The sequence below is a fragment of the Methylobacterium trifolii genome (genome assembly GCF_022179685.1).
Taxonomy (GTDB): domain Bacteria; phylum Pseudomonadota; class Alphaproteobacteria; order Rhizobiales; family Beijerinckiaceae; genus Methylobacterium; species Methylobacterium trifolii.
Genome location: NZ_BPRB01000060.1, coordinates 44948 through 63485, shown reverse-complemented (window position 1 = coordinate 63485; position 18538 = coordinate 44948). Strand labels below are relative to the sequence as shown.

At 68.0% G+C, this 18538-nt stretch carries 16 protein-coding genes and 1 tRNA gene; 7 read left to right on the top strand and 10 right to left on the bottom strand.

Annotated features, from left to right (window positions below):
* Positions 1 to 183: 183 nt before the first annotated feature.
* Together COGEMETH_RS05710 and COGEMETH_RS05705 are read right to left on the bottom strand one after the other, a co-directional pair.
* Positions 184 to 594, bottom strand: a complete 411-nt coding sequence (locus COGEMETH_RS05710; protein WP_238181640.1) for a hypothetical protein — start codon at positions 592 to 594, stop codon at positions 184 to 186.
* The gene (locus COGEMETH_RS05705) at positions 591 to 1004 is read right to left on the bottom strand and encodes a hypothetical protein (RefSeq protein WP_238181639.1); all 414 of its coding nucleotides are present in this window, start codon (positions 1002 to 1004) and stop codon (positions 591 to 593) included. Before COGEMETH_RS05705 ends, COGEMETH_RS05710 begins: the two co-directional genes overlap by 4 nt.
* Before the next feature lie 183 nt (positions 1005 to 1187).
* On the opposite strand from COGEMETH_RS05705, the gene COGEMETH_RS05700 reads away from it, so the two are divergent.
* A complete protein-coding gene (locus COGEMETH_RS05700) occupies positions 1188 to 1337 on the top strand; it encodes a hypothetical protein (RefSeq protein WP_238181638.1) in 150 nt (49 codons plus the stop codon).
* A gap of 28 nt (positions 1338 to 1365) precedes the next feature.
* Here COGEMETH_RS05700 and COGEMETH_RS05695 read toward each other — a convergent pair whose 3' ends face one another.
* The 4 genes from COGEMETH_RS05695 to COGEMETH_RS05680 form a co-directional block, all read right to left on the bottom strand.
* Positions 1366 to 2763, bottom strand: a complete 1398-nt coding sequence (locus COGEMETH_RS05695) for an NTP/NDP exchange transporter (protein WP_238181637.1) — start codon at positions 2761 to 2763, stop codon at positions 1366 to 1368.
* Positions 2760 to 3491 carry an NADPH-dependent F420 reductase gene (locus tag COGEMETH_RS05690; RefSeq protein ID WP_238181636.1) on the bottom strand — a complete coding sequence of 244 codons (732 nt, stop codon included), beginning with the start codon at positions 3489 to 3491 and terminating at the stop codon, positions 2760 to 2762. The genes COGEMETH_RS05695 and COGEMETH_RS05690 overlap by 4 nt, the downstream gene beginning before the upstream one ends.
* Positions 3481 to 4386: an aldo/keto reductase gene (locus COGEMETH_RS05685; RefSeq protein ID WP_238181635.1), complete on the bottom strand. Its 906-nt coding sequence runs from the start codon at positions 4384 to 4386 to the stop codon at positions 3481 to 3483. The genes COGEMETH_RS05690 and COGEMETH_RS05685 overlap by 11 nt, the downstream gene beginning before the upstream one ends.
* Positions 4387 to 4494: 108 nt before the next feature.
* Positions 4495 to 4833 (bottom strand): hypothetical protein, encoded by a 339-nt coding sequence (locus COGEMETH_RS05680; RefSeq protein WP_238181634.1) that lies wholly within the window; start codon positions 4831 to 4833, stop codon positions 4495 to 4497.
* A 236-nt stretch (positions 4834 to 5069) separates the two neighbouring features.
* Here COGEMETH_RS05680 and COGEMETH_RS05675 point away from each other — a divergent pair, with 236 nt between their 5' ends.
* Together COGEMETH_RS05675 and COGEMETH_RS05670 are read left to right on the top strand one after the other, a co-directional pair.
* Positions 5070 to 5999 carry a hypothetical protein gene (locus COGEMETH_RS05675; RefSeq protein WP_238181633.1) on the top strand — a complete coding sequence of 310 codons (930 nt, stop codon included), beginning with the start codon at positions 5070 to 5072 and terminating at the stop codon, positions 5997 to 5999.
* A gap of 78 nt (positions 6000 to 6077) precedes the next feature.
* On the top strand, positions 6078 to 6386 hold the full coding sequence (locus COGEMETH_RS05670) for a hypothetical protein (protein WP_238181632.1): 309 nt from the start codon (positions 6078 to 6080) through the stop codon (positions 6384 to 6386).
* Between the two features lie 377 nt (positions 6387 to 6763).
* On the opposite strand, the gene COGEMETH_RS05665 is transcribed toward COGEMETH_RS05670, so the two are convergent.
* Positions 6764 to 7198 carry a CHRD domain-containing protein gene (locus COGEMETH_RS05665; protein WP_238181631.1) on the bottom strand — a complete coding sequence of 145 codons (435 nt, stop codon included), beginning with the start codon at positions 7196 to 7198 and terminating at the stop codon, positions 6764 to 6766.
* Between the two features lie 212 nt (positions 7199 to 7410).
* On the opposite strand from COGEMETH_RS05665, the gene COGEMETH_RS05660 reads away from it, so the two are divergent.
* The 3 genes from COGEMETH_RS05660 (at position 7411) to COGEMETH_RS25715 (ending at position 10260) form a co-directional block, all read left to right on the top strand.
* Positions 7411 to 9390 (top strand): OPT family oligopeptide transporter, encoded by a 1980-nt coding sequence (locus COGEMETH_RS05660; RefSeq protein ID WP_238181630.1) that lies wholly within the window; start codon positions 7411 to 7413, stop codon positions 9388 to 9390.
* A gap of 123 nt (positions 9391 to 9513) precedes the next feature.
* Positions 9514 to 9587 (top strand) — tRNA-Gln (locus tag COGEMETH_RS05655).
* 115 nt (positions 9588 to 9702) lie between these two features.
* The gene (locus tag COGEMETH_RS25715) at positions 9703 to 10260 is read left to right on the top strand and encodes a DUF6538 domain-containing protein (protein ID WP_306421725.1); all 558 of its coding nucleotides are present in this window, start codon (positions 9703 to 9705) and stop codon (positions 10258 to 10260) included.
* 348 nt (positions 10261 to 10608) lie between these two features.
* Here COGEMETH_RS25715 and COGEMETH_RS05650 read toward each other — a convergent pair whose 3' ends face one another.
* Together COGEMETH_RS05650 and COGEMETH_RS05645 are read right to left on the bottom strand one after the other, a co-directional pair.
* Complete coding sequence (locus COGEMETH_RS05650) at positions 10609 to 11001, bottom strand: nuclear transport factor 2 family protein (protein WP_238181629.1); 393 nt, start codon at positions 10999 to 11001, stop codon at positions 10609 to 10611.
* A 183-nt stretch (positions 11002 to 11184) separates the two neighbouring features.
* Positions 11185 to 16035 (bottom strand): beta strand repeat-containing protein, encoded by a 4851-nt coding sequence (locus COGEMETH_RS05645; protein WP_238181628.1) that lies wholly within the window; start codon positions 16033 to 16035, stop codon positions 11185 to 11187.
* Between the two features lie 434 nt (positions 16036 to 16469).
* Between COGEMETH_RS05645 and COGEMETH_RS05640 the strand changes: the two genes are divergently transcribed.
* Positions 16470 to 17558 carry a helix-turn-helix domain-containing protein gene (locus tag COGEMETH_RS05640; protein ID WP_238181627.1) on the top strand — a complete coding sequence of 363 codons (1089 nt, stop codon included), beginning with the start codon at positions 16470 to 16472 and terminating at the stop codon, positions 17556 to 17558.
* A 474-nt stretch (positions 17559 to 18032) separates the two neighbouring features.
* On the opposite strand, the gene COGEMETH_RS05635 is transcribed toward COGEMETH_RS05640, so the two are convergent.
* Entirely contained in the window at positions 18033 to 18482 is a 450-nt protein-coding gene (locus tag COGEMETH_RS05635; RefSeq protein WP_238181626.1) for a nuclear transport factor 2 family protein, read from the bottom strand.
* Between the last annotated feature and the right edge of the window lie 56 nt (positions 18483 to 18538).

Here is an 18538-nt window from a genome sequence, read left to right as displayed (position 1 = left end):
CCACTCCAACCTGATCGATCCAAAAAGCCTCGGCGGGGAGCGGCGGGCCCGCGCAGGGCCGGCGCCGCTCCCCCTGAAGCGGGACTGTGAAAGCCGTGCTCGACCCCCGCGGTTCCCGTAATCCCCGAACGCGGCCGAGGCCATAGGCCGCACCGCCGCCGAGGACCGCAACGGTCGGCGGCCTCAGTCGAAGCTGCGGCCCTTGGCGGCGGAGCCGCCCAGGCTGATCTTCTTCGGGCCGGACGCACCCCCGAGGCTGACCTTCTTGGGCGCGCCGGCGGCCGGGCCGGCGGCGACGGGCTCGGGCCGGGACGGCTTCAGGTGGGCCTGCCCGTGGATCACGCCGCCGATCTCGCCGGCCGCGCGCACGAGGTCGTCGCGCTCGCAGGCCCGCGCCACCTTGAGCCCGAGCTGGTGCATGTGGCTCTTGCCGTAGAGGTAGGCCGCGAGCTGCGCCCGCTTGAGGGGCGGAATCCGCTCCAGGATCTCCGGCAGGTCGTACTCGTCGGCCCGGTAGACGGCCCCCAGCACCTCCAGGGAGACGGGGCAGGCGACGTCGGGCTCGGCGCCGCTGGTGGGATGGGCTTGGGTCATGGGTCGCCTCGGTTCGATGGGGCAAAGGGAGCGGCAAGAGGGGCGGCAAAGGGCGCGGCAAGCGGGGTGGACAATCCGGCCAGCGCGCCGGCTGCCGGAGGCGGTTCGGTCGGGTTCGGCTGCGGGCGGGCCTCGCGCTGGCGGACCCCGGCCTGCGCCGGCCAGTCCTTGAGGCAGCCGGTGCAGACGGAGGCGATCGCCCGGCGGGCGCGCACCGCGCTCCGTTCCCATACCGCTTCCCGCGCCGCGCGGGCAGCCCGTGCCACCGCTTCGTCCGAGCCGCCGCCGATCTCGGGCGCGCCCTGGGGCCGGATGCGCAGGAACAGCGGCTCCTGCGCCGCCGCCGACCCCGCGGCCAGGGCCACGGCCGTGCCCGCCAGGATCGCGCGCAGCCTCGCACGGGTGGTCATCCCCTGGGCGGTCCTCTTCGGGAAGGGCGTTCGGGACAGTACCGCCGACGGAGCCGCAGGCTGCCACCCGCGTGGTTAATCGCGGCTTAACGATTGCGGTCGGGGAACCCTCGGCCGCACGGGCTTAACGGGGCGTTAACCCTGTTCGTTCAGCCTCCGTGAACGAATTCGGAGGGCGGTGCCATGGCGATCCTCGACCTGATGGAGTGGGTGAGCGACGGCCTCGTCGCCGGCGCGGTCCTCGGTGCCGCCTCCTACATGGGCTGGGTCGCCGCAGCCCGCGAACCCGTCCTGCGCCTGCTGCCGGTGCGCACGCAAGGCCCCCGCCGCTGACGGCCGTCCGGACCCGGCGGGCGGACGTCTAGATTCCCGCGCCGTGGCCGGCGACGGCGTCCGGCCGCCCCGCCACCTCCGCCTCCCGGTCCCGCTGCCTGCGCTCCTGGGCCCGGCCGAGCCAGAGGCTGTTGAGGAACCACGCGGCCGAGAGCGGCACCGCCACCAGGGCCACCGCCGTCGCGCCGAGGCCGAGCGCCCCGATCCCGGCAAACGACCACGCCCCGACCTGGTCGCCGAGGCGGTAGACCACCGTGTCGATGAAGCTCTTGGCCTTGTAGCGGTCCTCCCGCGGCACCACCGTGAACAGCACCTCGCGGATCGGCCGGCTGATGGCGAAGTTGCCCGCCCGGCGCAGCACCTGGAAGGCGACGATCGCGCCGATGGTGGGCGAGGCGGCCAGCGCCGCAAAGCCCAGGACGCTGAGCGCCGGCAGGATCGCCAGCGTCGGCCCGACGCCGATCCGCCCAACGATCCGGCCGGTGAGGAAGAGCTGGACCCCCAGCGTCAGCACGTTCACGGCCAGATCCACGCCCGCGAAGAAGGCGGTCTGGGCCGCCTTGTCGGGGAAGCTGCGCTTGGCGATGCCCGCCTGCTCGAAATACAGGAAGGTGGAGGTCACCGAGAACAGCAGCAGGAACAGGCTGATGTTGAGGAGGTAGGGCGAGGCCAGCGTCCGGCCGATGCCGGCGAAGACGCTGCCGCCGATGGTCTGCTCCGGCGCCTCGCCTGCCTTCTCGTCGGCTGCCGTCTCGCCCCCCGGCACCCGGTGCAACCGGTCCGACAGGCGGGCGAGCCCGCGCATGCTGAACACGGCAGCCTCCAGCAGGACCACGGCGCAGAGCATCAGGCCCCAGGTCGGCACGCTGCGGGCGAGCCCGGCCGTGGTGGCCGAGCCCGCGATGGCGCCCAGCGTCGCGCCGGCCGCGATGAAGCCGAACAGGCGCTTGCCCTGCGCGTTCGAGAACACGTCGACGATGGTGGCCCAGAAGATCGAGACCACGAACAGGTTGAAGATCGAGAGCCAGACGAAGAACGCCCGCCCGATCCACACGTCCCAGTCCGGAGGGGCGAGGTAGAGGGCGAGGGCGAAGAGCAGGATGTTGCCCGCGAAGAAGCGGTAGGTCAGCGGCACGAAGCGCGCACGCGGCATGCGCTTGACCAGCCAGGCGAAGGGCAGGTTCAGGGCCAGCATGCCCACCAGCGTCGCCGTGAACAGCCAGGGCAGGTTCTCGATGCCGCCGGCGATGCCCATCTGGTCGCGGATCGGGCGCAGCACGTAGTAGGCCGCCAGGATCGAGAAGATGTAGGCCCAGGACCAGGCCAGCGCCGGCCCCTCCCCCGGCCGCAGGTCGATCAGGCGCGCGAGCCATCCGGGCCCCCGCGCCGCCTCGTCCGGCGCCGGAGCGCCCGGTCCTGCCGTCACTGCGTCAGCCCGAGGGTCCGCCGCAGTTCCGGCGCCGTCAGGTCGTGGCCGAAGCCGGGGGAGCCCATGGCGAACTTGCCGGCATCGTTGAGGCCGCCGACCAGCACCGGCTCGAAGCCGGCGTCGCGCACGAGGCCCTCGGCGAGCGCCAGCGCCGCCTTGTCGTCGCCCGCGATCGGAACCGCCATGCGCCCGCCTTCGCGCCCGGCCGCGTTCTTGGCGAAGATCTTGTAGTTGATCGCGCTGAAGGCCCGCACCACCCGCGCACCGGGGAGGTACTTCTGCGAGGTGATGCCGATGCCGTTGGCCTGGACCTCGTCGTAGAGTTCGCCGTCCCGCGCCTTGGTGGCGTTGCCCGCCTCGATCGCGACCTTGCCCTTGAGGGCGGCGCCGTACTCCCTGGCGAGGTCGGGATAGGCCTTGTAGGGCACGGCCACGAACACCGCGTCGCCGAACCTGATCGCCTCCTCCGGCGTGCCGGCGCTGGCGTTGGGGCCGAGGCTCTCCACCAGGGGCTTCAGCGCCTCCGGGTGGCGGGAGGAGAACATCACCTTGTGCCCGGCCTTGGCCCAGAGGCCGCCGATGGTGCCGCCGATGTTGCCGGCGCCGATCACGCCGATCTTGAGCTTCGGCGCATCCTGCGCCATCGCCGGCAGGGCGGTGCCGAGGGCGAGGCCGGCAGCGAGGCTGAGCGCGGCGCGGCGGGTGGTCCTGGGATCAGAGCGCATCGATGAGGGTCTCCATCTGCTTGCGTTGCCCCGCGTCCGGCAGGATTCCGCGGGCGGCGGCGAGGTTGTCCTCGACGTAGGCCGCCTTGGCCATGCCGGGGATCGGGCAGGTCACGGCCGGGTGGCCGAGGACGTATTTCAGGAAGAACTGCGGCCAGCTCGTGCAGCCGAGGTCCTTGGCCACGGGAGGTAGCTCGCGGCCCTGCACGGCCTTGAACAGCCGGTCGCGGCCGAAGGGCACGTTGATCATGGTCGCGATGCCCTTGTCGGCGGCCAGCGGCAGGATGCGCTCGGCCGCCGCGCGGTTGTCGATGGCGTAGTTCACCTGGATCACGTCCAGGGCCTCGGCCTTCATCACCGCCTCCAGGTCGGCAAGCTGCCCGTCCCGCCAGACCGTGACGCCGACGTAGCGGATTTTCTTCTTGGACTTCAGGTCGCGCAGAGTGGCGAGATTGTTTGGCGTGTCGATGAGATTGTGGACCGCGATCAGGTCGATGACCCCGACCTTCATCCGCCGGAACGAGCGCTCGATCTCGGCCGCCCCCGCCTCGCGGCCGGGGGTGCCGACCTTGCTCGCCAGGAAGACCTTTTCGCGCAGGCCCCCTTCCGGGAGGATGAGGCCCAGCACGTCCTCGGCGGTGCCGTAGCTCGGGGCCGTGTCGATCACCGAGCCGCCGAGCGCCGTGAAGCGCCGCACCGCCTCGTCCAGCGGCGCGACCTTCTCCGGGACCGGCTCGACCTCGTAGCGGCGCGAGGTGCCGATGCCGATGGCCGGCAGCATCTCCCCGGTCGAGGGGATCGGCCTGCGGATCAGCGCCTCCTCCGCCGCGTGCAGGCGGGAGGCCAGTGGGGAGAGCGCCGCGGCGGCGATGACGGCGCGTCGGGATACGGGCATGGCTCGGGCTCCGCGAGGGGGACGTGCGCAGCCTCAGTTAGGGCGGTCACGGACCGGGCGAGGGTTTTTGTCGATCACAAGCCCGTTCGCCCGGCCCCGGAGGGGGGCTCAGTCTTCCTCGGGCGGGTCCTCGAACGCCGCGCCCTCGGTGTCCGGGGCGATGCGGTAGCGGTACTCGTCGATGGCCAGGAACGCCCGGTGGGCGGCCTCGGGGTCGATGCCGTCGCGCACCACCAGGGTCTGGAAGTCGATGAACAGGCGGGCGATCCGGGCCTCGTCCCCGAGCGTGTGGAGGGCCGAGGAACTCGCCCCCGCGCGCATCACGAAGCCCCTGCTGGCGCCCTCCGTATCCGGAAAGGGCACGACCACGACCTGCCCGGCGGTCTCGGGCCGCAGTTCGGCCCAGCGGGCGGGCGTCCAGGCGATGAGGGCTTCCGACTGCTTCATCGACGGCTCCGGACTGGGATGCTGGACCTGTGGCACGGGCCTACAGCCTCGGGGCGGAGGCGTCGAGACGGCGCCGGCGCTGCCTGAGCCCCGCCGGGCCCCGGGACTATAGCCTCGCGGCGCGTTATCGGCTGCGTAAGCATGCCGATGGGCGGCGGCTATAGACGGCGCGATACTTCAAAATTGAAGCAACCCCGCAAGGGGTCCGAAGCGCGTCACGGCCTAGTCTCGCCGACATGAAACACGCGCTCCTCGCCGCCAGCCTCCTCGCCCTCCCCTCGGCCGCTCACGCCGTCGAGCCCGTCGCCCAGCCCTTGGCCCTGTCGATCGCGGCGCGCACGCCCGTGGCGGTGGTCGGCGCCGCCTCGGGGATCGGCACGGCCGAGGCGCGGGCGACCGGTCGGGTCACGGAGGCCAGCGCCCGCGAGCAATGCGCCGGCTTCCTGCCGGAGGCGGACGTGGCCGGCGTGCGGGACTGCGCCGCCGCCTGGCTCAAGCAGTTCCCCAACGACATGATCGCCAACGCCGATTGCCGGGCCGGCATCCTGCGCCCCGTCGGCGGCGGCTCCTACCGCTACGCCGGGGAATGGCCGAAGCAGGAGATCGTCGGCGTGGGCCGCTCGCAGTGGCGGGGCGGCGACGGGGAGATCGTCGGCACCAGCACGGCCGAGGGCGGCCTGTCCCTGTCCCAGCAATGGGAGACCCTGTGCGGCGCCTCGGCCAAGCCGCGCCCCGCGCAGCCGGCCGAGGCGCGGCCGGTCGAGGCGCGGCTCGCCCCGACGCCGGTCGCCTTCGGTGAGCAGGCCCCGCCGGAATCCGGCTCCCAGAACCTGTGGGACCACAACGGCTCCGAGGTCTGGCTCGATCCGGGCACCGGCGTGATCTCCTACGAGGCGGCCAAGCCCGCGATGCGGGCGGTGGTGCGGCGCGGCAGCGTGCTGTTCCGGGGCCGGCTCGGGGCCGACCGCGCCGTCCAGGGCACGGCCTACGCCTTCAAGGAGGGCTGCCCGCCCGCCCCCTACCCGGTCCGCGGCGCCTATTCGCGGGACGGCGGCACCCTGGTGCTGCGCGGCCTCGGCCCGGTGCGGGAGGGCTGCACGGTCGTCGCCTACACCGAGCGCAGCCCGCACGCGACCCTGCGCTTCGTCAGCCTGATGAGCCCGTAGCGCACCCGACTCCACCCCCTCGGCCGGCCCCACAAGGGGGGCCGGCATCCACGAACATCCGAGACGAGACCGACATCCATGCGCCAGATCCTCATCGCCCTCGCCGCCCTGACCGCCGCGACCACCGTCACCCCCGCCCGAGCCGGCGACGGCGGGGCCATCGCCGCCGGGCTGATCGGCGGCCTCGCCCTGGGCGGCCTCGCCGCCGCGGCCGCGGCAGGGCCCGGCTATTACGGCCACCCCGCCTACGCCTACGGCTACGGGTATCCCGCCTACGGCTACCGCCCCCGCTACGTTCGGGCCGCCGGCCATTGCTGGAACGAGCGCCGCCGCAGCCGGGACGATTACGGCAACCCCTACTTTCGCCGCGTGCGCGTCTGCAACTGAGGGCGCGGCGGAGCCACGGGCCTCTCCCTCCACCCTCTGCGGGCTACCGGATTCACCATTGTCCGCGGCCGGATAAGTCTCTGTTCCGGAACGCGGTTTCCCCTCCCCCTTGTGGGGAGGGGTCAGGGGTGGGGGTGGTTCAGGATCGAGCGGTCCGGTGCCGTCTGCACCACCCCCACCTCCGGCTCCTCCCCATCCCAAGTCGGGTTTGCCCGACTTGGGCCGGCAAGAGTGCGGATCTCGGGCAAGCCCGAGATCCGTGGGGGAGAAGAGGCCCGTGGTCGCGGCCGGAGCCTGTCCCGAAAGCGACGTGTGAACACGACAGCCTCTACGAAGGAGGGAAGCGCGCACCGACATTCGTTCGATGACGCGCTCCGTCACGGCGCCCGCATCACCTGCCCGCGGATCTCGCCCTTCGGGTTCGCGGCGGTGTGGATGTTGAAGTAGAGCTTGCCCGCAGCCAGATCGGCGGCCTTGGCCTCATCGAGGGCGGCCGTGCCGGTGAACGGGCTCGCCGGGGCGGGCGCCGGGATCAGCACGCCCGCATTGTCCCCGGCGGCCGCCGGTCCGTGGAAGTGGGCGGCGGTCGCCGGGCCGGTCAGGCCGCTGTAGCTGCCTGTCCAGGTCAGGGTCTTGCTCGCCGGGTCGTAGGTCGCCGTGACCTCGCCCGTGCCCTTGGTGTCGTTGGCGGGCACCTCGGAGGCGCCCTTGAGCTCGGCCTTGTAGGCCAGGCCCTCGGCCGCGGCAGACGCGCCGGACACGGTGGCGGCGAGGATGGCGGCGGCAAGGCCGTAGCGGACGGCGTGGATCATCGGGTCCTCCCGGGATACGCGGCCCCTCATGGGCCACTAAAGGTAGGTAGGCGCGCGGGGCGGCTCCGCCATCACGTCCGCGTGCGGCGGCGACGGGCGGCCATCGCTGTCACCCCTCGTCCCGGGGGCCGGGCGCATCGGCCGCCCTATCCAGCCCGCGCATTCGGCGCCATCAAGGGCGTCGGGGACCGTCCCGGTCCCGGGAGCACGCGATGGACGCCCGGAACCCGGTCTCGCGCCACGAAACCGAGATCACCCCGCGCGGCCTCGTGCTCGGGGCCGCCATCACCGTCGTGTTCATGGGCGCCAACGTCTACATGGGCCTGAAGACGGGGATGACCTTCTCCTCCTCGATTCCCGCGGCCATGATCTCCATGGCCTGCCTGCGCCTGATGGGCGGGGGCGGCATCCTCGAGAACAACATCGTGCAGACCCAGGCCTCGGCCGCGGGCACGCTGTGCAACGTCATCCTGGTCCTGCCCGGCCTGGTGCTGATCGGGCACTGGCACGGCTTCCCGTTCTGGCAGACCGGGGCCGTGTGCCTGCTCGGGGGCTGGCTCGGCGTCGCCTTCTCGATCCCCCTGCGCCGCGCCCTCGTCTCGGGCGCCGGCCTGCCCTACCCCGAGGGTGCCGCCGCCGCCGAGGTGCTGCGCACCGGCCAGGCGGACGCGAACGGGCAGGGCCTGCGCAACCTCCTCGGGGCGGCCGGCGGGGCCGGGCTCGTGGCGCTGGCCACCAACGGCTTCAAGCTCCTGGCCGAGGGCGTGCTGACCACGGTGGCCGTGGGGCAGGCCGCCTTCAGTATCGGCAGCGGCTTCTCCCTGGCGCTCGTCGGCGTCGGCTACCTCGTCGGCATCGGCGCGTGCCTGGCGCTGCTCACCGGCGTCGTCATCGCCTGGGGGGTGGCGGTGCCGCTGCTCACCGCCCTCGGGCCGCCCCAGGGCGCGAGCCCGCACGCGGCGGCCCAGGCCGTCTGGTCGGGCCAGGTGCGCCTGATCGGGGCCGGCATCATCGCGGTGGGCGGCCTCTGGACGGTGGGCTCGCTCATCCGTCCGATCCTGGCCAGCATCCGCTCAGGCCTGGCCGCGGCCCGGCCGAGCTTGCGCGACCTGCCGCGCCAGGAGCGCGACCTGCCGATCACCTGGGTGGCCGTGGGCGCCCTCGCCCTGGTCCTGCCGCTCGCCGGCCTGTTCGCGTGGTTTTCGGACGGGGCGGCGCTGGGCGGCCTGCTCCCGGTGCTGGTCGCCGCCGCGACGCTGTTCGCGGTCCTGTTCGGCTTCCTGATGGCGGCGGCCTGCGGCTACCTCGCGGGGCTGCTGGGCTCCTCGACGAGCCCGATCTCGGGGATCGGCATCCTCACCACCATGGTCGCCGCCCTGCTGCTGCCGCTGATCCTCGGCCGGGCCGCCGGGCCGGAGGGCGACCGGTTCGTGATCGCCATGGCGCTGCTCGTGGCCTCGGTGATCGTCACCACGGCCTCGATCGCCAACGACAACCTGCAGGACCTCAAGACCGGCCAGCTCGTGGACGCGACGCCCTGGCGCCAGCAGGTGGTGCTGATCGTCGGCGTCGCGGTGGGCAGCGCGGTGATCGCCCCCCTGCTCTCCCTGGTCTACCAGGCCTACGGCTTCGTCGGCGCCCTGCCCCGCCCCGGCATGGACCCGGAGGCCGCGATGAGCGTGCCCCAATCCGCCCTGGTGACGCAGATCGCTGGCGGCATCGTGCACGGCACCCTGCCCTGGGGCATGGTGCTGACCGGCTGCGTGCTCGGCGCCGCGATGGTCGCTCTGGAGGTCCGGTTCAAGCGGGCCGGCCTGAGCTTCCCGGCGCTCACCGTCGGGATCGGCATGTACCTGCCCCTCAGCGTCGAGATGACGATCGGGATCGGCGGCGTGCTGGGCTGGCTCGGCACGCGCGCCCTCGGGCGGCGCGCGCGCGGCGACGGCGCGGCGGTGGAGGCCAGCCGCCGCCGCGGCGTCCTGATCGCCTCCGGGTTCCTGGTGGGCGAGAGCTTCGTCGGCGTGGGGCTCGCCGCGGTCGATGCCGCCACCGGGCGCAGCTCCACCCTTGCCCTGGTCGGGCCGGATTTCTCCGGCGCCGCCCGGTGGCTGGGCCTTGCGGTCTTCGCCGCGGCCCTCGCCGCGTTCTACCGCCTCGTCTCCCGCGCGCCGGCCGCCGACGCACCCGCCTGAGGCGACCCTGTTGACCTGTGCCGAGGTTCGTCCTATCTGCGGCCCGCAACCCGAAAGCCTGAACTCACGTCCCGCCGGATCGACGACCGGGGCAGGACGATCAGGCTGGCTCGACGGGTTCGGTGGGGGATAGTTTAACGGTAGAACGGTGGACTCTGACTCCTCTGGTCCTGGTTCGAATCCAGGTCCCCCAGCCACCGAGTGTCCTAAGTCATTCTGATCGCTGAGTTTTAGGTCACACCGCAGCGCGGTGTCGGCCTCCTGCTACACACCGCTGCTACACGAGCCGTCCCGCGACGGCGAAGGAGCGGAGTGGATGCGATCGCAAACACCGTCCTGCGGGGGCGGATCTTCTACTTCCGGCGCCGCGTCCCCGCCGACCTCCGGGAGCGGCTGGGTCTGCGCGAACTTGTGCGCAGCCTCGCGACCACGGATCTCAGGGCTGCGCGAGTCTGCACCTGTCGGCTATACCTCGCCTCGGAGAGCTTGTTCACGGGTTTGCGCGCGACTCCGATGCTGACCGACGCCGAACTTTCCCGACTCGTGCAGGATTTCTACGCGACCGTGCTGCAGGGCGACGACGTGGTCAGGCTCGCGCGGTGCCGATCCACTGCCCCCGGAGTGTGGCCGCGGGACGCCAATTTTGAGGCCGCAAACCCCGATCGGAACTACTGCCGGTGGCCGGCCAGCGATAGGCCGTCAGGTCTCTTGAATGTCGTCACCGACTCAAGGATTGCCGACGCCATCTCTGCGATTCCTTGTTTGCAGAGCGCCTCCCACGAGCACCGACATCGACGAAAGCGAGCCTCTTCTTCCCACTACAGATCCTCAGAAAGTCAGGCGCAGGGCAAACCAATCACACGGGCCTGAACGATCGATGCTGGCCGAAATCTGTCGGCCCGCTTTCCGGCAATCAATGGTGCAAACTAGACGCTGCCGATCAAAAGAGCGTTTTACCGACGGTAGAAAAATCGACGCGTTTTCCGGACAAAATGGGAAGCACTTTCGGAGGCTATCCATAGTGCACGACGTATTGTTGGGAAACCGATCGTTTTCACGACATGATGATTCGTAGGAGGAAGGTCTCACGTGGGTGGCTTCGAGACCTTCGGCCAAAACCGACGGAATAGGTGCACGTACCCGACGGCTGCCGTGGCTACGGAACGGTCGGTTCAGCGGCGACAATAAATGATCACGTGAGGGCCCCGCATCACCAGCTCAGGCAGGCGGGTTGAGGAGCACCCAGAGACGCGCAATCCTGCCGTCCACGACATCCGCCACGTCCGTACCGGTGATTACGACCGGTCCACCTTCCGGGCCCGCCTGCCACGGCAGCGAACCCAAGCCGTGATGCCCGACAGCCTGGCCGATGGGCACGAACCGGAAGGTCGGTCCAAACTGGTCCAGGAGTTTGCCGGCGACCTCGGCGATGGCGGCCCGTCCCCGCACGACATGGGTCGGCTCGTACATGACTGGATCGGCCACGAAGAGGTCGTCCAGGGCCGCCGCGCGCTTGTTGGCGTCTCGCTCGCTAAAGACGCGCTCTAGGTTGGCGCGCAGCAGCTGGTCGTAATCCGGCTCCGCCGCCGTCGGCGCATTGGTGTCGGCCATCGAGCTTCTCCTCTGCAACCTAACCGGCGTCCGTCTCATGCCTCGAAGCGGACCTTCAAAGAGCTCGGGCTGAAGGTCCGAAAGGTCAAAAACTGCTTGTTACTTCAATGGAAAAACGGTTGTTTGCCGATCAATCCCAAGGATATATCAAACCCAATAGACGATCACCCAATCGCCTAATCCTCAATTTATTGAAAGATTTTGTGAAGATAGCAGTTGTTGTATAAGATCTGTATTAGCGCTTTGACTGGCCGGGCTGACGCCAAACTGCGTGTATAGATTTGTATTCTGAAAACTGATAATTTGATTAATATTAGCACCACCCGCGGTACCGTTTTGATCAATATTCAAAATTGTGCTGGATCCAGAGACAGTGAACCGAAGGTAATTATTGAGATCGGCGGCCGTAGCGTTGGGCGAAAGCCCCGTCAGCAGTTGGGACAATGCCAGGGTGTCGGAGTTGGCCCCCGCCCCGATCGTAAAGTCGGTAATCGTATCGGTCGCTGGGGATAAAGGCGTCAGATCAACAGCTGCAAACAGGAAGGTATCGCGAGCCGTCCCCCCCGTGAGCGCGTCGTTCCCAACACCTCCACGAACTACATCGTTGCCAGCACCTCCGTTCAATCTGTCGTTGCCCTCTCCTCCGTTCAATGTATCGCTCTGATTTCCACCTAAGAGATAATCGTTACCCGCATTGGCATTGATTGTCGTCGCGCGGGTCGGGTCGGCCACCAAAACATCACCAAGGCCAGTCCCGACAAGCGTCGTAGCGCCCGCCTGCGCCCGATTAATCGTGACGACACCGTCGTCGTTCAGGCTCGACGGGTTCGTTACGCCATAGCGGAAGCTCCCGCCATTTAAATTGTCGTCGATGAAGGCAAACTGATCGTTGCTGCGTGTTACCGCCGTGGCACTTTGGATGTTCGTCGGTCCCGTTACGATCGTACCATTCTCAGCAATCGTATCGTTGTACAGTAGCGCCGCATCCGGGATAAGTATCGTTGCGCCTGAACCTATCGAGTTGGTCAAGATGGTGTCGTTCCGCGCGATCGGCGGGTAGTCAGCGCTCGTAATGTTGAAGGTCAGGTTGGCTGTCGAGCGATCTTCGTCGGCATCGGCAACGGTAACGCCGATCGTTTGCGACACCGGCTGTGTCAGGTTTGAGCGAGGCTGGTAGGTGTAATTGCCGTTGTCGAAATCGATCGTGAATACGGAACCGAGCCCATCGGTCCGGGTGAGAATATGCGTGGTGGCGTCCGTATCCACCAGGGTGAAGGTCGTCCCGTCAAGAAGCACGGAGGCAATGCCCGCCGGCTGGTCGGCGCCCGGTATGCTGAACGATGTGCCCCCACTATTGATTGCAGTTCCCGTGATCGGCGATGCGATCGTTTGCGTCAGCGTCGCGTCGAGTTGGCTCAGGTCGGTGACCAAGATCGCGGGGATCTGGGTCGAAGTTGTTCCGTCGTAGGCAATGGGGTTCAGATTTGTGGCAGAGACGTCGCGTCCGACACCCAATGCATAAGACTTGATATCATTGTTATTTAGGAAATTCTCATAGATTGCCTGTTCGGTCGCATCTATGCCCAGAGATGCCGGATTAGGTTGCCCATCACTGAGAAAATACAATACGTTGTCGGCACCTACGATCCGACCCGGTGTATCGAAAGCCGTTTGTGCAGTCGCCAACGCGGCGTCGTAGTTCGTGCTGCCGCCCGCCACCAGGTTGGCGATGAACGTCTGTGCCTGGTCGGCCGTCAGCCACCCTCCACCGTTAGCCGTGGCGGACGTGGAGAACGTCACGATCCGCACCGCTACGGTCCCGAGCTGATTGTAGCGCTCGATCAGCTCGTTGAGGGCAGCCTGGACGACTTGAAGCCGCGTTAGGTTCGTCAGGCCCGAGGCGTCGGCTTGTGAGCCTGAAACATCGATGACGAGTTCGAGGTTCGTATTGGAAGTCGCAGCGCTCGATCCCGACACCGTCGTATTGCGTGCTACGGGCGCATCGTCGGTCACCGTGAGGCTGAGCCCTCCTTGTACGGTGTCGCCGCTGCCGTCCCGAACCGTGTAGGCAAAATCAAGGGCGATGGGGTCGGCATTGCCGGACTGGTTGACGTCCGGATGGTCGATCGGTCCGAGGAGGGTGAAGCGATAGGCGCCCGTATTCGGGTCGGTGAGTTCGAGCCGGGCGACGGCGGTACCATTGTATGGGCCGTTACCGGCCGCGGTCCCGATCAGGGTCTGTCCGTTCGAGCCGCTCTGCACCGACCATTGGACCGGGTCGCCGCCTGAAGTCAGTGCAGAGAGTGCCGGATCGCCGACCTCGGGGTCGCGCGCGGTCACGCTCGTGGACCACGCGAACGGCGTCGTGCCGTTCGCACCATCCCCACCGAAGTTATAGCTGAGGTTTCCTGTCGTAGCGTCAGGCACGCTGGTAGGCTGAGTGCCGGTCACAAGCCCACCCTGCGCTGTGTTGAGGTTGGCCTCGAGCAAGGTTCCGCCAGTGACGCTGGCTGCCGTAGGCAGTCCGCTGACCGCGATCGAGATCTGTGTCGGGTTTGAATTCAGCCCGCCGTCATAGGCTCTATAGGTAAACCTGTCTGTTCCCGAATAACCGGTATTCGGTGTGTACAGAAGATTACCATCTTGATTGATCGTAACCGTGCCATTCTGAGGCTGTGTGATGCTTGTGACGGAAAGCGTATCGCCATCGACGTCCGTATCGTTTGCCAGTAGCCCTGCTGGTGTGATGGAAAGCGACTGATTTGTATTCGTACTGAAATTATCCGGGTTTGCGATCGGCGCATCGTTGACCGGCGTGACGGTGATCGTGAGGGCGCTGGTATCTCCCCCGCCCCTGCCATCGCTGACCGAGTACGTGAATGTCTCTACGCCGTTTCGGTTCGGGTCGGCGGTGTAGGTGTAGCTTCCGTCCTGGTTCAGTTGGAATGTTCCAAACTGCCCGCGCACCGGTGTATTCAGCGCGACGTTCACGCTATTGATCTGCAGCCCATCGACTGCGAGCAGTCCTCCATCGACGTCGCTGTCGTTGTCAAGAACGTCGCCCGTGATCGGTCCTGCGTCTTCATCGATGATTATGAAATCGGGTCTGGCCACAGGGTTGTCATTGACCGCCGCGATGCTGACCGTGGCAACGTCGGAGCCCGTCAGGGCGGCCCCGCCCGTATTGCCGTTGTCGTTGATCGTGAGCGTCAGCGTGGCGCTGCCTGGCGGCGTGTCGCTGTCGGCATTGTAGGTGACCGTCGAGGTCGCGTCGCCGCCCAGCAGCGCGTTGAGTTGGGCGATCGTCCCGCTGATCGTCACGGAGTCGGTGCCCGAACCGGAGACCACGGTCGCACCACTGGTGCCGGATGTCACGGTCAGGATACCGGCCGTGACTGCGAGGGTCACGGTCTCCGGGCCGTTCCCGCCATCCACGTCGCCGACCGAGAGCTGACCCTTGAGCGAGAGGTCGGTCTGCTCCGTAGCGCTGTAGCTGGTTGCCGTGATCGTCGCCGTGGGCGCGTCGTTGACTGCGGCGACGTTGACCGTGACGGTGGCGCTGTTGCTCACCGCCGTGCCGTCGCTGGTCACGTAGCTGAAGCTGGCCGCGCCGTTGAAGTTGGCAACTGGCGTGAAGGTCACCGTGCCGTCGGGGTTGAGCACCACGCTGCCGCCCGTGCCGCTGGTCACCGAGGCGATACGCAAGGCGCTATTGGGGCTGTCGATGTCGGTGTCGTTGCCGAGCAGCTGCGCGGCCGTGAAGGTCACCGCCGTGTCCTCGGTCGCCGGCAGCGTGTCGGCGACCGCCACGGGTGGATCGTTGACCGGCGTGACGTCGAAGGTGAGCGTGTTGGGGCTCGGGTCGGTGTCCTGGCCGCCGTTGGCGCTGCCGCCGTCGTCCACGACCTGGAACGTGAGGCTGGCGTAGCCCGTGCCGTTGGCGTTGGCCGCTGGTTGGTATGAGAGCTGGCTGAGTTGACCGCCCGCGATGCTGGTACCGGCCGTGACCGGGTTGCCGTTGAAGCTCAGCGTCCCGGCCGTGGGCACGGTGGTGATGACTACTGCCTGCAGGGCGTTGGCACCGCTGGCCGAGGCCGCATCGACCGGATCGGTAAAGCCGAAGTCCGCCGCCGTGAACGTGCGTGCGGTGTCCTCGTCGAGGGTGATCGTCGCGTCGGCTCCGGCCGGGGCATCGTTGACGGACGCCACGTTGACGGTGACGCTGGCCGGGTCGCTGATGCCGCCGCGTCCGTCGCTGGCCGTGTAGCTGAAGCCGGCGGCCCCATTGAAGTTGGCGCTGGGCGTGAAGGTGACGGTGCCGTTCGGGTTCAGCACCGCCGTGCCGCCGGCGCCGTTCGTCACCGCGGCGATCCTGAGCGTGTCCCCGTCCGGATCGCGGTCGTTCCCGAGGAGCTGAGCCGCGGTGTAGGTCACCGCCGTATCCTCGACGGCCGCGAGCGTGTCGGCCACCGCTACAGGCCGGTTGTTGACCGGGACGGTTGGGGGGCGACCAACCAGGTCGGCTGCCGCGACCGTGCCGTCGCTGAACTGGAAGAACTCGATCGTCGTGGCCCGCGTCGTGCCGGTGGGCCCGACCAGCGTGAAGCTGCCGTCCTCGTTCTGGGTTGCGTCGTACTCGGCGCGCGCGCCCGTGAACACGGCGGTGTCGATGCCGAGGTCGCCGGAGAGGACGTTGTCGCCGAGATCCCCGTACAGGAGATCGTCGCCCTGGCCGCCGTAGAGGGTGTCGTTGCCCTGACCGCCGAAGAGCGTGTCGCTGCCCTGGTTGCCGAGGAGCAGGTCGTCACCGAGGTTGCCGAACAGGAGGTCGTCGCCGAGATCGCCCGAGAGCGTGTCCTGGCCCTGGCCCCCGTACAGCGTGTCGCTGTCCTGCCCACCGTAGACGCGGTCGTTGCCCTGGTTGCCGAGGATGAGGTCGCGACCCCGGTAGCCGAAGAGCACGTCGTCACTTGGCGTGCCCGACAGCGTGTCGGCCGTCTGCGTTCCCGGAACCGTGGCCATCGTGCTCTTCATCCCTCAAACGTGCCCGCACAGCAGGCCTTCAGCCGTTCCGGATACGACCAGCTTTGCTCCGTCCTCGGATCGAGGGTGAAGCTCCCGACGTCTGACCGCGCCGCTCATGGTCCGGTTGAGCGGCAGGAAAAACGCGCCATACGTCCGCATATTCAATTCAGACCTAACATGGACGTATCGTTTTTCGCCAGGGCTGGTGAGGACTGCAGCAACACAGAAACGCGAGACCCGATACAGGCCTGTGTACAGTTCTAGACCAATTGAGATACATGGTCGGTGAAGTTGAGATGGTTTGTCAGCGGGCGCAGGCTCTTCCCCGAGCGCCGTGTCGAACCGCGGCCGGCATCCGGGAGCGGCGACAAACGCCACTCCTGCCGATCGGAGAGGCTCGGTCTCGTGAGGACAGGCTCGCAGGAGCGTCGAGGGGTAGGCCGATGACGACCGAGACCGAACCGCGCGATCCGCAGCAGGCCAAGCTGCGCCGGCACGAGACCAAGCCCGAGGGGATCTCCAGCATCACCCTCTGGCAGGTCTACCGGAGCCGGCTCGCCCCTCTCTACGACGTCAGCCTGCCCGAGAAGGGTGCGGAAGCCGGCTTCGGCGTGACCAGCCTCGCCTACCAGACCACCCGCGCCTCGCTGATGCAGACCACCTCCGTCGCCCAGATCCTGCGACGGGGCCCGAAGCAGATCGTCAACGGCACCGACCAGATCCTGCTCTACCTGCAGGTCGCCGGCAGCCTCTCCGCCGACTGCGATGGGCGCCGCATCCAGGTGGAACCGGGCGACCTGGTGCTGTTCGACTACGCCCGGCCCCTCGTGAGCCGCGTCGGCGCCTTCACCAACCTCGTGCTCGCGGTCGATCGCGATACGGTGCCCGCGCCCCTGCTCGGCCTCGGATCGGCCCTGCACGGCTATGTCCTGCCAGGCGATAGCGGAGCCGGCCGCCTTCTCGGGGCGACGCTCACAGCCCTGCTCGCGGCGGCCGAGCACCTCTCGCTCGGCGAGGCCGAGGCGGCGGTCGAGAGTGTGTTGCACCTGGCTGCCGGGCTGGTGCGAAGTGCGCGATTGGCCGAGGCCGAGACGCCGGAGGCCGTCGGCATGATCCGCTACACGGCGGCCCTCGCCTACATCGATCGGCACCATGGCGATCTTGATCTCGGCCCGGACGAGATCGCCGAGCATGTCGGGGTCTCTCGGCCGACCCTGTACCGGGCCTTCGAGCACGCCGGCGGCGTGCACGCGGTCCTGCTCCGCCGGCGCCTCGACCACGTCATGCGCGAGCTTCTCACCAACCCGGTCGCACGTGAGAGCCCGGCCGTCCTGGCGACCCGCTTCGGCTTTGGGGGCCCGACGCAGCTGAGCCGGACGTTTCGCGCTCGCTTCGGCCTACCGCCGGGGAAGTACTGTGCCCTGATCGAGAAACAGGACGCAGCCTGGCATGCGGCGCAGCTCGCGCGCATCGGCTTTGGGCCTGAACCCATGGTAGCGTCGATCGCGGCTCACGCATCGGCTCTGGTTTAAAAGGCATCGCCGCATCAGCGGGTTCTCGGATGTGTAAACTTGAGGCGGGCACTGCGTGATGCCTAAGCCGCCGCGCTCTCACAGCTACATGTCGTGCCAATGGCTCGGAGGATAGGCCGGGAGATCATGGCACCGAAATCAAGGTGCTGCTCGATACCACGGCCAGCTGAGGCTGACCCGCCGACCCAAACGAGGTGGCCGTCAGACATTCCATAATGCCTGGACGGCGAATGGCCTTCCAGGCGGTCTCGTAACCCGCTGTTATGCGAACGCGTGCCCACCCAACCGCCGAGAAAACGATCGCTTCTCCGACATATGAGCCAATAGGACCGATTTTCGGGTTGGTTGGGGAGCGGACCCCGACCTGTCGCCCTGAAGCAGACGTTACTCCTCCGACCCAACTTGTTATAGAAGTGAGTTCGCGTTATGCCTGAAAGCAGCCAGTCAACATGCCAACTTGTCTACATCATGGGATTATGCCGACCATGACGCTAGAGATGGCCTGCACTGAACTGATTGGGACCGCTCCTCTTGAGCAGCTCGCGCCAGTGCCTGCGTATTGATATACTCACGGATGTTCGTCAGCTTGCCGTCCCGGACCGTGATGGCGAAGACCCAGTCATCCTCGAACGCCTTGTTCGTGGCTTTGATCTTCCCCTTAGCAAAGCCGACGACCACGACCCGGTCTCCCTGCACCACGAACTCCCGGGGTTCCGTGAGGGCCATCTCGATGGTCTCCGATGCGGTCTCGACCACGTTCGTCAGCCCCGCGTGACCGCGGTGGGTCCCGGCCAGCGGCCAGTCCTCGCCCGGAATGATCCACTCGATGTCCTCCGCGACCAGCGCCAGCAGGCCCTCCCTGTCGCCGCGTCCGACCGCGGCGAAGAAGTCCGTCACGACCTGGGTGTTCCTCTCGATGCTCATGTGATTGTCTCCGTTTCGGACGCGCCCGGATCGAGTTCAGTCCGAGCGCACCGGTA

Bases quoted from the DNA above. Each gene is read 5' to 3' on its own strand.
- COGEMETH_RS05705 (WP_238181639.1), bottom strand. From the start codon at position 1,004: ATGACCACCCGTGCGAGGCTGCGCGCGATCCTGGCGGGCACGGCCGTG.
- COGEMETH_RS05650 (WP_238181629.1), bottom strand. From the start codon at position 11,001: ATGGCCGACACCAATGCGCCGACGGCGGCGGAGCCGGATTACGACCAG.
- COGEMETH_RS05635 (WP_238181626.1), bottom strand. From the start codon at position 18,482: ATGAGCATCGAGAGGAACACCCAGGTCGTGACGGACTTCTTCGCCGCG.
- COGEMETH_RS05640 (WP_238181627.1), top strand. From the start codon at position 16,470: ATGACGACCGAGACCGAACCGCGCGATCCGCAGCAGGCCAAGCTGCGC.
- COGEMETH_RS05710 (WP_238181640.1), bottom strand. From the start codon at position 594: ATGACCCAAGCCCATCCCACCAGCGGCGCCGAGCCCGACGTCGCCTGC.
- COGEMETH_RS05645 (WP_238181628.1), bottom strand. From the start codon at position 16,035: ATGAAGAGCACGATGGCCACGGTTCCGGGAACGCAGACGGCCGACACG.
- COGEMETH_RS05690 (WP_238181636.1), bottom strand. From the start codon at position 3,491: ATGCGCTCTGATCCCAGGACCACCCGCCGCGCCGCGCTCAGCCTCGCT.
- COGEMETH_RS05670 (WP_238181632.1), top strand. From the start codon at position 6,078: ATGCGCCAGATCCTCATCGCCCTCGCCGCCCTGACCGCCGCGACCACC.
- COGEMETH_RS05700 (WP_238181638.1), top strand. From the start codon at position 1,188: ATGGCGATCCTCGACCTGATGGAGTGGGTGAGCGACGGCCTCGTCGCC.
- COGEMETH_RS05675 (WP_238181633.1), top strand. From the start codon at position 5,070: ATGAAACACGCGCTCCTCGCCGCCAGCCTCCTCGCCCTCCCCTCGGCC.
- COGEMETH_RS05685 (WP_238181635.1), bottom strand. From the start codon at position 4,386: ATGCCCGTATCCCGACGCGCCGTCATCGCCGCCGCGGCGCTCTCCCCA.
- COGEMETH_RS05680 (WP_238181634.1), bottom strand. From the start codon at position 4,833: ATGAAGCAGTCGGAAGCCCTCATCGCCTGGACGCCCGCCCGCTGGGCC.
- COGEMETH_RS05665 (WP_238181631.1), bottom strand. From the start codon at position 7,198: ATGATCCACGCCGTCCGCTACGGCCTTGCCGCCGCCATCCTCGCCGCC.
- COGEMETH_RS05660 (WP_238181630.1), top strand. From the start codon at position 7,411: ATGGACGCCCGGAACCCGGTCTCGCGCCACGAAACCGAGATCACCCCG.